Annotated in this window: 12 protein-coding genes; 4 read left to right on the forward strand and 8 right to left on the reverse strand. The window is 71.5% G+C overall.

Going from position 1 to position 13901, the window contains the following annotated elements; translation table 11 throughout:
* The first annotated feature begins 5 nt into the window (after nucleotides 1-5).
* Both EUA06_RS10835 and EUA06_RS10840 read left to right on the forward strand, forming a co-directional pair.
* Nucleotides 6-1346: a 3-oxoacyl-ACP reductase gene (locus EUA06_RS10835; RefSeq protein ID WP_129475430.1), complete on the forward strand. Its 1341-nt coding sequence runs from the start codon at nucleotides 6-8 to the stop codon at nucleotides 1344-1346.
* A complete protein-coding gene (locus tag EUA06_RS10840) occupies nucleotides 1346-2221 on the forward strand; it encodes a MaoC/PaaZ C-terminal domain-containing protein (protein ID WP_129475432.1) in 876 nt (291 codons plus the stop codon). Before EUA06_RS10835 ends, EUA06_RS10840 begins: the two co-directional genes overlap by 1 nt.
* Here EUA06_RS10840 and EUA06_RS10845 read toward each other — a convergent pair.
* Together EUA06_RS10845 and EUA06_RS10850 are read right to left on the reverse strand one after the other, a co-directional pair.
* On the reverse strand, nucleotides 2218-3084 hold the full coding sequence (locus EUA06_RS10845) for an acyl-CoA thioesterase (protein WP_129475434.1): 867 nt from the start codon (nucleotides 3082-3084) through the stop codon (nucleotides 2218-2220). The two genes, EUA06_RS10840 and EUA06_RS10845, sit on opposite strands and share 4 nt — an antisense overlap.
* Nucleotides 3084-4034 carry a PAC2 family protein gene (locus EUA06_RS10850; RefSeq protein WP_129475436.1) on the reverse strand — a complete coding sequence of 317 codons (951 nt, stop codon included), beginning with the start codon at nucleotides 4032-4034 and terminating at the stop codon, nucleotides 3084-3086. The genes EUA06_RS10845 and EUA06_RS10850 overlap by 1 nt, the downstream gene beginning before the upstream one ends.
* A 116-nt stretch (nucleotides 4035-4150) precedes the next feature.
* Between EUA06_RS10850 and EUA06_RS10855 the strand changes: the two genes are divergently transcribed.
* Both EUA06_RS10855 and EUA06_RS10860 read left to right on the forward strand, forming a co-directional pair.
* A complete protein-coding gene (locus tag EUA06_RS10855; RefSeq protein WP_129475438.1) occupies nucleotides 4151-5365 on the forward strand; it encodes a thiolase family protein in 1215 nt (404 codons plus the stop codon).
* Nucleotides 5362-7431, forward strand: a complete 2070-nt coding sequence (locus tag EUA06_RS10860; protein WP_129475440.1) for a 3-hydroxyacyl-CoA dehydrogenase NAD-binding domain-containing protein — start codon at nucleotides 5362-5364, stop codon at nucleotides 7429-7431. Before EUA06_RS10855 ends, EUA06_RS10860 begins: the two co-directional genes overlap by 4 nt.
* Before the next feature lie 107 nt (nucleotides 7432-7538).
* Here EUA06_RS10860 and EUA06_RS10865 read toward each other — a convergent pair whose 3' ends face one another.
* The 6 genes from EUA06_RS10865 to EUA06_RS10890 all read right to left on the reverse strand — a co-directional run bounded on the left by EUA06_RS10865 (nucleotide 7539) and on the right by EUA06_RS10890 (nucleotide 13891).
* Complete coding sequence (locus tag EUA06_RS10865) at nucleotides 7539-9050, reverse strand: amino acid permease (RefSeq protein ID WP_129475442.1); 1512 nt, start codon at nucleotides 9048-9050, stop codon at nucleotides 7539-7541.
* Between the two features lie 68 nt (nucleotides 9051-9118).
* Nucleotides 9119-11014 (reverse strand): 1-deoxy-D-xylulose-5-phosphate synthase, encoded by a 1896-nt coding sequence (dxs, locus tag EUA06_RS10870; protein ID WP_129475444.1) that lies wholly within the window; start codon nucleotides 11012-11014, stop codon nucleotides 9119-9121.
* Nucleotides 11015-11030: 16 nt separating this feature from the next.
* Entirely contained in the window at nucleotides 11031-11957 is a 927-nt protein-coding gene (locus EUA06_RS10875) for an SMP-30/gluconolactonase/LRE family protein (RefSeq protein WP_129475446.1), read from the reverse strand.
* On the reverse strand, nucleotides 11954-12832 hold the full coding sequence (locus tag EUA06_RS23005; RefSeq protein WP_129475448.1) for an NUDIX domain-containing protein: 879 nt from the start codon (nucleotides 12830-12832) through the stop codon (nucleotides 11954-11956). Before EUA06_RS23005 ends, EUA06_RS10875 begins: the two co-directional genes overlap by 4 nt.
* Before the next feature lie 20 nt (nucleotides 12833-12852).
* On the reverse strand, nucleotides 12853-13269 hold the full coding sequence (locus EUA06_RS10885) for a hypothetical protein (protein WP_207208307.1): 417 nt from the start codon (nucleotides 13267-13269) through the stop codon (nucleotides 12853-12855).
* 28 nt (nucleotides 13270-13297) lie between these two features.
* The gene (locus tag EUA06_RS10890) at nucleotides 13298-13891 is read right to left on the reverse strand and encodes a GNAT family N-acetyltransferase (RefSeq protein ID WP_165354346.1); all 594 of its coding nucleotides are present in this window, start codon (nucleotides 13889-13891) and stop codon (nucleotides 13298-13300) included.
* Between the last annotated feature and the right edge of the window lie 10 nt (nucleotides 13892-13901).

The raw sequence follows: 13901 nt of genomic DNA on the forward strand, positions 1-13901 counted from the left end.
CCTCCATGAGCGACCGCTACCAGGGCTTCGTGTCCACCTCGATCGGCCAGCTGTTCGTCAAGAACCTCGGCCTGCCCAACCCCACCGAGCTGGAGCGCTGGACCGACGGCGCCGCGCTGGTCGACGGCGTGGTCGTCCTCGGCGGCGAGGGCCGCCTCACCGAGGTGCTGCCCACCACCCTCGACGGGCTCGGCATCGCCTCGACCACCGAGCTCGACGAGGGTGCCCGCGCGAAGGCACTCGTCTTCGACGCCACCGGCATCACCGACACCGCCGGACTCGTCGCGCTCCAGGAGTTCTTCACCCCGCTGATGCGCCGCCTCGAGACCTGCCCGCGCGTCGTCGTGCTGGGCACGCCGCCGGAGACGGTCACCGGCTCGGAGCGGATCGCCCAGCGCGCGCTCGAGGGCTTCACCCGCTCGCTCGGCAAGGAGATCGGCCGCGGCGGTGCCGTCCAGCTCGTGTACGTCGCCCCTGCCGCCGACGGCGCGACCGGCTCGACGCTCGCGTTCCTCCTGTCCCCCAAGTCGGCCTACGTCTCGGGCCAGGTCGTGCGCATCGGCGCCCACGGCGCGACCGCCGCCGGAAGCGATCAGGTCGAGGACTGGTCGCGGCCGCTGGCCGGCAAGGTCGCGCTCGTCACCGGCGCCAGCCGCGGCATCGGCGAGGAGATCGCCCGGGTGCTGCACCGCGACGGCGCGACGGTCGTCGGCGTCGATGTCCCGCAGGCCGCGAGCGAGCTCCAGACCCTCATGGCCGAGCTCGAGGGCGACCACCTCGTCCTCGACATCACCGCCAAGGACGCCCCCCAGCGGATCGCCCACCACCTGCGCGAGCACCACGGCGGCGTCGACGTCGTGGTCCACAACGCCGGCATCACGCGCGACAAGAAGCTCGCCAACATGGCCGAGGACCGCTGGAGCAGCGTGATCGCGGTCAACCTGACCGCCCCCGAGCTGATCACCCGAGAGCTCCTCGACGCAGGCGTCATCAACGAGGGCGGCCGGATCGTCGGCGTCGCCTCGATCGCGGGCATCGCCGGCAACGTCGGCCAAACCAACTACGCGACCTCGAAGGCCGGCGTCATCGGCTTCGTGGAGAGCCTGCGCGACGAGCTCGACAACGGCATCACCGTGAACGCCGTCGCTCCGGGCTTCATCATCACGCAGATGACCGCGGCCGTGCCGTTCGCGACCCGCGAGGTCGGCCAGCGGCTCAACGCGATGTCGCAGGGCGGCCTGCCGGTCGACGTCGCCGAGACCATCGCCTGGTTCGCCAGCGCCGGATCGGGTGCGGTCAACGGCAACGTCGTCCGCGTCTGCGGCCAGATGATGCTGGGCGCCTGATGCCCGAGCCGAAGCACCTCGACGGCGAGCCCGGCAGCCTCGGCACCCTGCTGAGGGCGGCCCTCCCCGTCGTCCCGGGCGTCAACCAGCTGCCCGGGATCCGCAAGGGCCCGGCGAGCGCGTTCACCGGCCTGGCCTACGCCCGCGAGGGCGTCGTCGCCGAGCGCTCCCGCGTCGACGCGTACGCCGCCGTGTGCGGCTTCCCCCGCAAGGACGTCGTACCCCTCACGTATCCGCACATGCTGGCGTTCCCGCTGCACATGGCGATCATGAGCGACGCGGACTTCCCCTACCCCGCCATCGGGATGGTGCACGTCGAGAACACGATCACCGCCCACCGGGCGATCGCGGTCGGCGAGGCGCTGGACGTGACCACGTCGGTCGGTGCGCCGCGACCGCACGCCAAGGGTGTCCTGCTCGACTTCGTCACCACCGTCACCGGTGAGGGCGCGACCGCCTGGGAGTCGACCTCGATCTACCTCCGGCGGGGCCGCACGATCGACGGCGACCCCGCGCCCGGTCTGATGGTCCCCGACGCACCCACGGGTGGCGTCGAGTGGCGGCTGCCCGCCGACCTCGGCCGGACGTACGCCGCGGTGTCGGGCGACGCGAACCCGATCCACCTCTACCCGCTGACCGCGAAGGCGCTGGGCTTCCCGCGCCAGATCGCGCACGGGATGTGGACGAAGGCACGCTCGATCGCGGCGATCGAGAACCGGCTGCCCGCGGCCGTCACGGTCGAGGTCGCCTTCAAGAAGCCCGTCTTCCTGCCGGGCACGGTGGCCTACGCCGCCCGCCGGGACGACGCCGGCTGGACCTTCGCCCTCACCAGCCCGAAGGACGGCTCGCCCCACCTGCTGGGTCGTACGCGCTAGTCCCGGGACTCGCGGACCCGGATCAGCCCCTCCTGGGCGACCGTCGCCACCAGCTCGCCCGACTGCGAGAACACCCGCGCGAGCGCGAGACCACGCCCGCCACCGGCGAACGGCGAGAACTGGTCGTAGAGCCACCAGTCGTCCGCGCGGAACGGCCGGTGGAACCAGATGGTGTGGTCGAGCGACGCCGGCTGGAGCCGCGGCGAGGCGATGTGGATGCCGTGCGGCACCAGCGCTGCGCCCAGCAGGGTCAGGTCGCTGGCGTAGGTGAACGCCGCGGTCTGGAGCGTCGGGTCGGCCGGGATCACCCCGTCCACCTTGATCCAGAGGCGGGCCCGGGCCGCGTGCTCGGGGTCCTCGGCGATGCCACGGCCGGTCACGCCCACATGGCGGATGTCGAGCGCGGCCCACTCGCGCTCCCAGTGCTCGGCCGCCTCGGGACCGCGCTCGCGCGCGAGCTCGACCAGCGGCATGCCCTGCTCGGGCGGCACCACCTCGGGCATCCGGTCCTGGTGCTCGAGCCCCGGCTCGGGGATCTGGAAGTTGGCCGTCAGGTAGTAGATCGGCCGCCCGTGCTGGCGCGCGGCGACGCGACGCGTCGCGAACGAGCGCCCGTCGCGGATCCGCTCGACGTCGTAGACGATCGGCACGGTCGTGTCACCGGGCCGGAGGAAGTAGGAGTGCAGCGAGTGCAGCACGAACTGCTCCTCCACGCTGCGGGTCGCAGCCACCACCGACTGGGCGGCGACCTGGCCGCCGAACACGCGCTGGCGCTCGGTGCGGGCCTGGGTCCCGCGGAAGAGGTCGACCTCGAGCTGCTCGAGGTCGAGGAGCGTGAGCAGCTCCTCGGCGCTGCCGGCCATCAGCGGCCGTCCCAGCCGGGGTCGTCGGTGTCCTTGGGGTCGCCCTGGTCCTCCAGGTCGGCCAGGAATGCCTCGAAGGCGCTGCCGATCTCCTCACCCGTGGGCAGCGGCTCGTCGCCCGCCAGCAGCGACGTGCCGGCGGCCTCGGCCTCGCGGAAGGAGTCGTACTGCTGCTCGAGGCCGCGCACGACGTCGCCCACCTCGACGTTCTGCGAGAGGTAGCGGTCGACCTCGGCCTCCGTGATCTCGGCCGACTCCCGCAGGTCGGCGAGGTCGATGGTGAGCCGGGCGCCGATCTCGAGGTGCTCGAGCAGCACGAGCGCTGCCTGCGGGTACTCCATCTGAGCGAGGTAGTGCGGGATGTGGGCGACGAAGCCCAGTGCGTCGTGCCCCCACTCCCCCAGCCTGATCTCGAGCAGCGCCTGCGCGCTGGCCGGGACCCGCAGCTCGCCCTGCCACGGGCTCTCGCCGGGCACCAGCTCGGGACGGTTGGCGTGCGGGGTGATCGCGATCGGTCGGGTGTGCGGGACCGCCATCGGTACGGCACCCAGGCCGACCACGCGCGAGACGCCGAAGTGCTCGATGACCTCGCGCACCGCGCGGGCGAAGGCCTCCCAGCGGATGTCGGGCTCGGGACCGGCGAGGAGCAGATAGGGCGTACCGCCGGTGTCGCGCAGCGCGCGCACCACCAGCCGGGGTGCCTCGTAGTCGGTGTAGTGGTCGCGCACGAAGGTCATCGGCGGGCGGCGGGCGCGGTAGTCGTGGAGCGAGTCGACGTCGAAGGTCGCCACGACCTTGCCGCCGTCGGACAGGTCGGCGAGGTGCCCCGCGGCGAGCTCGGCGGACTTGCCCGCGTCGAGGAATCCGGTGAGCACGCAGACCAGCGTCAGGTCGCCCGCGTCGGCAAGCACCTCGGCGTCGTCGACGATGTGCACGAGTCTGTCGGCCATGGCCCAACCCTAGTGACTGCACGCCAGTGACCCGACACACACCCGCCATGCTGGGCAGGCGTTGTTACTGAGGGGTAACGTGGCGCCACCCGAGTCCCCGAGATGCAGGAGCACCCGTGTCCGCAAACCCATCCAACAGGGTCCAGCGTGAGGTCGTCTTCGTCGACGGCGTGCGCACCCCGTTCGGCAAGGCCAAGGGCCAGTACGCCGAGACGCGTGCCGACGACCTCGTCATCAAGTGCATCACCGACCTCATGCGACGCAACCCGTCGCTGCCCCCCGAGCGCGTGGACGAGGTCGCCCTCGCGGCCACGACCCAGATCGGCGACCAGGGCCTGACCCTCGGCCGCACCGCCGCACTGCTCTCCGGCCTGCCGCAGAGCGTCCCCGGCTACTCGATCGACCGCATGTGCGCGGGCGCGATGACCGCGGTCACCAACGTCGCGTCGGGCATCGCCTTCGGGGCGTACGACGTCGCCATCGCCGGCGGCGTCGAGCACATGGGCCGCCACCCGATGGGCGAGGGCGTCGACCCCAACCCGCGGATCCTGTCCGAGCGGATCGTCAACCCGGACGCGCTCGTGATGGGCAAGACCGCGGAGAACCTCCACGACCGCTACCCCACGATCACCAAGCAGCGCGTGGACGCGTACGCCGTCCGCAGCCAGCAGAAGACCAAGGCTGCCTACGACGCGGGCAAGATCCAGCCCGACCTCGTCCCGGTCGCCACCCGCTCCGCCGAGGCGGGCTGGGGCCTGGCCACGCTCGACGAGCCGATGCGTCCCGAGACGACGATGGAGTCGCTCGCCGGGCTCAAGACGCCGTTCCGCTCGCACGGCAACGTGACCGCGGGCAACGCCGCCGGCATCAACGACGGCGCCACCGCCGCGCTGCTCGCCGACGAGGAGACCGCGCGCGAGCTCGGCCTCCCGGTGAAGATGCGCCTGGTGACCTACGCCTTCGTCGGCGTCGAGCCCGAGGTGATGGGCGCCGGACCGATCCCCGCGACCGAGAAGGCGCTGCGCCTGGCCGGACTGACGATCGACGACATCGAGGCCTTCGAGGTCAACGAGGCGTTCGCCGTCCAGGTCCTGGCGTTCCTCGAGCACTACGGCATCGCCGACGACGACGAGCGCGTGAACCCCTACGGCGGTGCGATCGCGATGGGCCACCCGCTGGCCTCGTCCGGCGTACGCCTGATGAACCAGCTGGCGCGCCAGTTCGAGGAGCGGCCCGAGGTCCGCTACGGCCTCACCACCATGTGCATCGGCATCGGCATGGGCGGCACCGTCATCTGGGAGAACCCGCACTGGACTGGAGAAGACAAGTGAACGACATCTTCGAGCGCGCCGAGGCGATCGTCTCCGACGCCGAGCGCGTGACGCAGGCCCACCTGCGCCGGGTCAGCCTCCCCGGCGTGACGATCGGGCTGATCACCCTCGACAACGGCGAGGACCACACCAAGCCCAACACGTTCGGCCCGGCCGGGCTCCTGTCGCTCAACACGGCGATCGACGCCGCGCTGGCTGACGACTCGGTCGACGCGATCGCGGTGACCGGGAAGCCGTTCATCCTGGCCGCCGGTGCCGACCTCACCTCGATCCAGGGAGGCGGTCCCGATGCCGTGCGCGTCGTGGCCGAGCTCGGGCACGCGGTGTTCCGCAAGCTCACCGACGGTGGCAAGCCGTCGTTCGGCTTCGTCAACGGCCTCGCCCTCGGCGGTGGCCTCGAGGTCGCGCTGCACTGCACCTACCGCACGGTCATGGACTCCGCTCCTGCGCTGGGCCTGCCCGAGGTCATGCTCGGCCTGGTCCCCGGCTGGGGTGGCGCGTGGCTGGTGCCGAACCTCGTCGGCGCCGACAAGGCGGTGACGCTGATCCTCGAGAACCCGCTCAACCAGGGCAAGACGCTCGGTGGGCAGGCGGCGTACGACTTCGGGCTGGCCGACGCCGTCTTCGGCGGAGCCGACTACCTCGAGCAGTCCCTGCTCTGGGCGGCCTCCGTGGTGCGCGGCGACGTGGTCGTCGAGCGCGCTGAGGTCGACCGCGGCGCCTGGGACGCCGCGATCGCCCGCGCCGAGGGCATCGTCGCTGCGAAGACCGGTGGCGGCTCGCCTGCGGCGAAGAAGGCCGTCGAGCTGATCGCCGCGGCCCGCGACACCGACCGGAATGCAGGCTTCGCGGCCGAGGACGACGCCCTCCACGCGCTGTCGCAGACGGCCGAGCTGCTTGCCTCGCTCTACTCCTTCGACCTGGTCCAGAAGCGGGCCAAGCGTCCCGCAGGTGCACCCGACACGTCGCTCGCCCGGCCGGTGACCAAGGTGGGCATCGTGGGGGCCGGCCTGATGGCGAGCCAGCTCGCGCTGCTCTTCGTACGCCGTCTCGAGGTCCCGGTCGTGCTCACCGACCTCGACCAGGAGCGGGCCGACAAGGGCGTGGCCTACGTGCACGCCGAGATCGACAAGCTGCTCGCCAAGGGCCGGATCAACCAGGACAAGGCCAACCGCCACAAGGCGCTGGTGTCCGGTGCGACCGACAAGCAGGGCGCCTTCGGCGACGCCGACTTCGTCATCGAGGCCGTCTTCGAGGAGATGTCGGTCAAGAAGACGGTCTTCGCCGACGTGGAGAAGGTCGTGTCGCCCGAGTGCGTGCTCGCGACGAACACCTCGTCGCTGTCGATCACCGAGATGGCAGCCGACCTCGAGCACCCCGAGCGGGTCGTCGGCTTCCACTTCTTCAACCCGGTCGCGGTCATGCCGCTGCTGGAGATCGTCCGCGGTGACGCCACCGACGACGCGACGCTCGCGACGGCGTTCGCCACCGGCAAGGCGCTGAAGAAGACCTCCATCCTCGTGAAGGACAGCCCGTCCTTCATCGTGAACCGCCTCCTCGGCCGCTTCATGAGCGAGGTCGGCCGCATCGTCGACGAGGGCACTCCGGTGCAGGTCGCCGACAACGCCTTCGCCGGGATCGCGCCGATGCCGCCGTTCGTCCTGCTCTCGCTGGTCGGTCCGGCCATCGCGCTGCACAACAACGAGACGCTGAAGGGCGCGTTCCCCGACCGCTTCTACGTCTCCCCCGCCCTCGAGCGGATCGTGGCGGCGCGCAAGGGTGCCTACTACGGCCCGGACGGTGCCCTCGACCCCGAGGTCGAGGCGATGCTCGAGAAGCCGGAGTCGCCCGTCGTGCTGACGGCCGAGGAGGTCCGCGAGAAGACGCTCGCCGGGCTGGCCGAGGAGGCCCGCCTGATGCTCGACGAGGGTGTCGTCGCCGCGCCGCAGGACATCGACCTGGCGATGATCACCGGAGCCGGGTTCTCCTTCTGGAACGGCGGGCTGACCTTCATGCTCGACGTCGCCGGGATCTCGGAGAAGGCGACGGGGCGCCGCTTCCACTGATCGGCAACCCGTTGATGGTCGAGTAGCTCGCGAGCGCAGCGAGCGGCGTATCGAGACCCCATCCGAAAGGGACGGGTCTCGATACGCCTCGCTCGTTCCTCGCTCGGCTACTCGACCGCCGAGGTGCTCGCGGGGATGTGCTTGTCGTACTCCCCGCGACCGAGGCGGCTGTGCGAGCGGCCGTAGAGGAAGTAGACGGCCAGGCCGATCAGCATCCACACCATGAAGCGGACCCAGGTCTCGCCGATCAGGTTGAGCATCAGGTAGAAGCACAGCAGGACCGAGAGCGTCGCGACGACGGGCACGGCCGGCGTACGGAAGGCGCGTGGCAGGTCCGGGCGCGTACGCCGCAGCACGAGCACGCCGACGCTCACGAGGACGAACGCGAAGAGGGTGCCGATGCTGACGAGGTCACCGAGGGTGGCGAAGTCGACGAAGCCCGACAGCAGCGCGACGCCGATGCCGGTGATCGCCGTCAGCCGGTAGGGCGTCCCGAAGGTCGGGTGCACCTTGGCGAGCGAGGTCGGCAGCAGGCCGTCGCGGGCCATCGCGAAGGCGACGCGGGTCTGCCCCATCATCAGGATCAGCACGACGACCGTCAGCCCGATGGTCGCCCCGACGGCGATGATGTTGCCGATCCACTCGACGCCAGCCTTGTCGAAGGCCGTGGCGAGCGGAGCCGGGTCACTGGGGTCGATCGTGTCGTAGGACTGCATCCCGGTGATGACCAGGCACACGGCGATGTAGAGGACGGTGACGATCGCCAGCGACCCGAGGATGCCGATCGGGACGTCGCGCTGGGGGTTCTTCGTCTCCTCGGCGGTGGTCGCGACGACGTCGAAGCCGATGAACGCGAAGAAGACGATCGCCGCGCCCGCGATGACGCCGCCGATGCCGAAGACCGCGGGCTCGAGGCCGAAGATCGAGCTGATGAGCGGCGACTTCCAGAAGCCACCCTCCGCGCCGCCGGTCGGCTGGCTCGGCGGGATGAACGGCGTGTAGTTGGCGACCTTGATGTAGCCGATCCCCATCACGATGACGAGCCCGACCACGCCGAGCTTGATCGCGACGATCACCTGGTTGATCCGGCTGGAGAGCTTGATGCCACCGATCAGCACGGCCGCCACCAGCAGCGAGATGACCACAGCGGGCAGGTTGACGATCCCGTCGCCGGCCGATGCCAGGGACGCCGGGATCTCCAGGGGCGTGCCCTCGAGGACGTTCTGCAGGTAGCCCGAGAACCCGGCGGCAAGCGCGGACGCACCGACGGTGAACTCGAGCACGAGGTCCCAGCCGATGATCCAGGCGACCAGCTCGCCGAAGGTGGCGTAGGAGAACGTGTACGCGCTGCCGGCGACCGGCACCGTCGAGGCGAACTCGGCGTAGCAGAGCGCGGCGAGCGCGCAGGCGAGGCCGGCGATCAGGAACGACAGGGCGATGGCCGGTCCGGCGTTGGTCGCGGCCACCAGCCCCGTGTAGACGAAGATGCCGGCGCCGATGATCACGCCGACCCCGAAGATGGTGAGGTCGAGGGCCCCGAGGTTCTTCTTCAGCCGGTGCTCCGGCTCCTCCGTCTCGGCGATCGACTGCTCGACTGACTTGGTGCGGAAGACGCTCATCCCGGCAACGTAGACCGGCTCCCGGCCTACCCGCGAGTCACGTCCGGTGCTCGGTCACGTCGGCTGCGTCAGCCCACGGACGCCGAGCGCGGCTCATCGTCGAGGGCGGTGACGTCCTCGACGATCTGGCGCGCGAGCGTCTGGGCGTCGAGGCCGATGCGGGCGAGGATCGCGTCGCGCTTGGCGTGGTCGAGGAACTCCTGCGGGATCCCGTGGAGGCGGAACGGCGTGTGGACACCGGCGTCGTTGAGGGTCTGGAGCAGCACGGCTCCGCACCCGCCGACGCGGCCGTTGTCCTCGATGCTGACGACGAGCCGGTGCTGGCGTGCCAGCTCGACGACCGCGGGGTCGACCGGCTTGACCCAGCGCGGGTCGACGACGGTCACGCCGATGCCCTGGTCGGTCAACCGCGAGGCGACCTCGACCGCGGTCGTGGCCATCGAGCCCACGGCGACGACGAGCACGTCGCGGTCGCCCTCGCGCACGAGCACGTCGGCGCCGCCGGCCCGGTCGATCGCGGGCACGTCGGCAGGGGGCGGGCCCTTCGGGAAGCGGACGACCGTCGGCGCGTCGTCGACCTGGACGGCCTCGTCGAGCAGCTCGCGCAGCCGGGTGACGTCGCGCGGCGCGGCGAGGCGCAGGCCGGGCACCACCTGGAGGATCGACATGTCCCACATGCCGTTGTGGCTCGCGCCGTCGTCGCCGGTGACGCCGGAGCGGTCGAGCACGAAGGTGACGCCGCACCTGTGCAGCGCGACGTCCATCAGGACCTGGTCGAAGGCACGGTTGAGGAAGGTCGCGTAGACGGCGAAGACCGGGTGCATCCCACCCATCGCAAGGCCGGCGGCGGACGTGACCGCGTGCTGCTCGGCGATGCCGACGTCGAAGGTGCGCTCGGGGAACTTCTCGGCGAACACGTCGAGGCCCACCGGGTGCATCATCGCCGCGGTGATCGCCACGACGTCCTCGCGGCGCTCGCCGAGCTCGACGATCGCCTCGGAGAAGTGGTCGGTCCAGATCTTGCCCTTGGGCTTCTCGGCGCCGGTCTGCACGTCGAACGGACCGGGCGCGTGGAACTGGTCGGCCTCGTGGCGCAGCGCGGGGTCGTACCCCTGTCCCTTGCGGGTGATGGCGTGCACGATGACCGGGCCGCCGAAGCGCTTGGCCTGCGCCAGCGCCTGCTCCATGGCTGCGCGGTCGTGGCCGTCGACGGGGCCGACGTACTTCAGGCCCAGGTCCTCGAAGAGGCCCTGCGGGGCGAGGGCGTCCTTCATGCCCTTCTTCACCGCGTGGAGCGCGTCGTAGGCCGCGTGCCCGACGCCGGGCACGGCGTTGAGGCGCTTCTTCACGAGGTCGAGCACCTGCTCGTAGCGCGGATTCGTGCGCAGCGCTGTCAGCGCGGTCGCGAGCCCGCCGATCGTCGGCGTGTAGGACCGCTCGTTGTCGTTCACGACGATCACCAGTCGGCTCGACCTCGCGATCGCGATGTTGTTGAGCGCCTCCCAGGCCATCCCCCCGGTCAGTGCGCCGTCCCCGATCACGGCGACGACGTGGCGGTCCTCGCCCTTGATGGCGTACGCCTTCGCAAGCCCGTCGGCGTACGACAGCGAGGTGCTGGCGTGCGAGTTCTCGACGATGTCGTGCTCGGACTCGGCCTGGCTGGGGTAGCCGCTGACGCCGCCCTCCTTGCGGAGCGTGTCGAAGCTGGCGTGACGCCCGGTGACGAGCTTGTGCACGTAGGACTGGTGGCCCGTGTCGAACACGACGCGGTCGTGCGGGGAGTCGAAGACGCGGTGGATCGCCAGCGTCAGCTCGACCACGCCGAGGTTGGGGCCGAGGTGCCCGGTGTTGGTCGCGACGGTGCGGATCATCAGGTCGCGGATCTCGGCGGCCAGCTCGTCCAGCTGCCCCTCGGACAGCCCGCGGAGGTCGCGCGGGGAAGAGATCGAGTCGAGGAGTGCCATGTCGACCGAGTCTATTTCATGGCAGTTCGTGGACGGCCACCGCAGCCTCGTGGAGGCTGCCCAGCCACACCCGGCCCTCGTGCTCGCGGACCCCGGTGACCATGTGGAAGCCGGAGTGGTCGACGTCGACGTCGTGCACGAGCCTCCCGTCGGCGTCGTACGCCTGCGCGCGGATGGTGCGCTTCGGCGCCGGCTGGAGCCGCTCGGGGATCCTGGTGGCGAGCCTGCGCACCGCGAGCGGCGCCGCCCCGATCCGCTCCACGACGGGGTCGTACGGGCTCCCGATGGTCACCCACACGAGGCCGTCGCTGCCGCGGCTGATGTTGTCGGGGTAGCCGGGGAGGTCGGTGACGAGGTGGTCCTGCTCCCCCGCCCGCTCACCGGTGAGCCAGAGGCGTACGACGGTGCGGGCCCGGGTCTCGGCCACGCAGACGAAGGATCCGTCCTCGGCGAGCGCGACCCCGTTGGCGAACGCGAGCCCGTCGACGAGGACGGTGACGGTGCCGTCGGGGTCGCGGCGGGCCAGCCGACCCGACCGGGTGTCCTGGAGGAAGTCGTCCTTCCACCGCTCGATGCCGTAGTGGCGCGAGGAGTCGCTGAACCAGATGGTGCCGTCGGACGCCACCGCCGCGTTGTTGCAGAAGCGCATCGGCTCGCCCTCGATCCGGTCGAGCAGCACCTCGACCGCCCTCGACACTGGTTCGACCGCGAGCAGGCCCCTCCTCGCGTCACAGACCAGCAGCCGCCCGTCGGGCAGCAGCTCGAGGCCGAGGGGACGGCCGTCAGTGTCGGCGACGCGTCGCGTGCTCCCGTCGGTCGGGTCGATCGCCCAGATGGCGCCGTCCTCGGTGCCGGTCCAGACGGTGCCGTCGGGCCCGACGAGCACGTCCTCCGCGCCCATCGACGGAACGGGATGGACGGTGAGCGAGGTCGAGGTGGTCATGGCGCCATGCTGGCGTACAGGGGACTGTCGAGGAAGGCGGGCAGGACGTCGGCGGCAGCGGAGGTCAGGTCGAGGCCGCGGGCGACGTCGGGCTCGACGAACACGATCTGCCGGCCCTCGCGGCAGTCGATGTCGGCGTCGGTGAGGTCGGTGGCCGCCACGAACACCTGCATCCGGTCCCACGTGCCGTGCGCCCGCGTGTGGTCGACGACGAACTCCCCGAAGAGCGCGAGGGTTCCAGGCGTGAGGCGTAGGCCGGTCTCCTCCTCGAGCTCGCGGTAGGCCGCCGGCTCGAAGTCCTCGCCGGGCTCGACGTGGCCGCCGGCGAGGCCCCACGACTCCGGGTCGATCGGCGCGTGCTCGTCGCGCTCCTGCAGCAGGATGCGGCCCTCGCGGTCGACCAGCACGATGCTGGCGAAGGTGCGGGCGCCCGGGTCCGGGACGAACGGGTGGTCCGCGATCCACTGGCGCAGCACCGGTGCGACGAGCGCCGTGGACGGCACGAGGTCGACATCGGGCAGGGGGTCGGAGTCGACGAACACCATCTGGCGGCCCTCGTGGCACTCGACCTCGCGCAGCGCCGTGCGCGCGACGAAGGCGTGGAAGTAGAAGGTGCCGCGGTCTGCGGTGACCAGCTCGAAGCGGCCGAGGTCGGCGAGGTCCTCGGGGGCGAGCTCGACTCCGGACTCCTCGGCCAGCTCACGCACAGCACCGACGACGGGCTCCTCACCGTCCTCGAGCCCGCCACCCGGGAAGCACCACATCTCCGGCCACACCGGCGCGTGCTCGTCGCGCTCCTGCATCAGCACGCGCCCGCGCGGGTCGACCAGCGTGACCTGGACGAAGTCGGTGCGGACGGGGGCGGGCTCGGGCATCCGTCGACCCTAGCCAGACCTCACATCCGGACGCGGTAGCGGCGCCCGCGCAGCGCCTCCTCGACCAGGCCCACCTCACGGCGTACGGCGAGCAGGCGCGCGTCCTCGAGCTGGAAGGTCTGGACCGCAGCGGTCACCACGGCCTCGTCGGCGACGTCCCTCAGGTCGCCGCGGATCTCGCTCAGCCCGCGCCTGGTCGCGAGCTGCTGGGCCTCGACGTGGAGCACGGCGAACCTCGCGAGGACCACCACGTGGCGGCGCAGGCCCGGGAAGCGCCGGTAGTCGGGCGGGCACAGGTCGAGCAGCCAGCCGGCCGCGGTCGCCTCCCAGTCGGGGGCATCGGGCGGGCGCACCTGGCGGGGCCAGCCGGGCGGCGCGACGCCGCGGTGTCCCTGCGGCGGGGTCGGTCGCTGCCGGGGTTGTGGGGTCGGGAACACCGGTCCAGTGTATCGAACATCTGTTCGATCAGCGGCGTAGAGCCGCCTCCACCTCGGCGAGGTCGGGGTCGCGCATGCCCGTCGAGTCGTGGCGCCACCACACCTCCGGGTAGACCACGCGTCCGGTCATCCAGTCCTCGAGCGCGTACGCCACGACCTGGAACGCCGGCGGTGGCACTCGCACGGTCGGTGCCTCGATGCCGTGGTCCGACGCCGGGCGGAAGCCGCGAGTGGAGTAGAACGTCGGGCTCCCCTCGAGGACGAGCGCGGGCCGACCCGTGTCGCGGCCCGCCTCGATCGCGGCCGCGACCAGGGCGCTCCCGATCCCCTGACGCTCCCGGTCAGGCACCGTGCTCAGCGGCGACAGCATGGCCATCGGCACCAGCTCGCGGCGCGCGTCCAGCCAGCAGTGGCTCACCCCGACGTGCCCGACCACCTCGCCGTCGACGACGGCGACGCGCTCGGCGAGCAGGTGCTCCCCGGCGCGGACCTCGGCCCACAGGCCGGCGACCTGGTCCCCGTGCGCGGACCCGCCGGCACCGAAGGCCGACCGGATCACCTCCAGCACCACGTCGGCGTCCCCGGGCTCGACGTCCCGGACCTCGAAGGGCTGGTCGCTCACCGGCGCCACG

Origin of the sequence: Nocardioides glacieisoli (assembly GCF_004137245.1) — a bacterium.
In the GTDB taxonomy this organism is placed as follows: Bacteria; Actinomycetota; Actinomycetes; order Propionibacteriales; family Nocardioidaceae; genus Nocardioides; species Nocardioides glacieisoli.

Coding starts and splice junctions, on each gene's coding strand:
- EUA06_RS10835 (WP_129475430.1), top strand. CDS start 6: ATGAGCGACCGCTACCAGGGCTTCGTGTCCACCTCGATCGGCCAGCTG.
- EUA06_RS10850 (WP_129475436.1), bottom strand. CDS start 4,034: ATGGCCGACAGACTCGTGCACATCGTCGACGACGCCGAGGTGCTTGCC.
- EUA06_RS10865 (WP_129475442.1), bottom strand. CDS start 9,050: ATGAGCGTCTTCCGCACCAAGTCAGTCGAGCAGTCGATCGCCGAGACG.
- dxs (WP_129475444.1), bottom strand. CDS start 11,014: ATGGCACTCCTCGACTCGATCTCTTCCCCGCGCGACCTCCGCGGGCTG.
- EUA06_RS10840 (WP_129475432.1), top strand. CDS start 1,346: ATGCCCGAGCCGAAGCACCTCGACGGCGAGCCCGGCAGCCTCGGCACC.
- EUA06_RS23005 (WP_129475448.1), bottom strand. CDS start 12,832: ATGCCCGAGCCCGCCCCCGTCCGCACCGACTTCGTCCAGGTCACGCTG.
- EUA06_RS10875 (WP_129475446.1), bottom strand. CDS start 11,957: ATGACCACCTCGACCTCGCTCACCGTCCATCCCGTTCCGTCGATGGGC.
- EUA06_RS10845 (WP_129475434.1), bottom strand. CDS start 3,084: ATGGCCGGCAGCGCCGAGGAGCTGCTCACGCTCCTCGACCTCGAGCAG.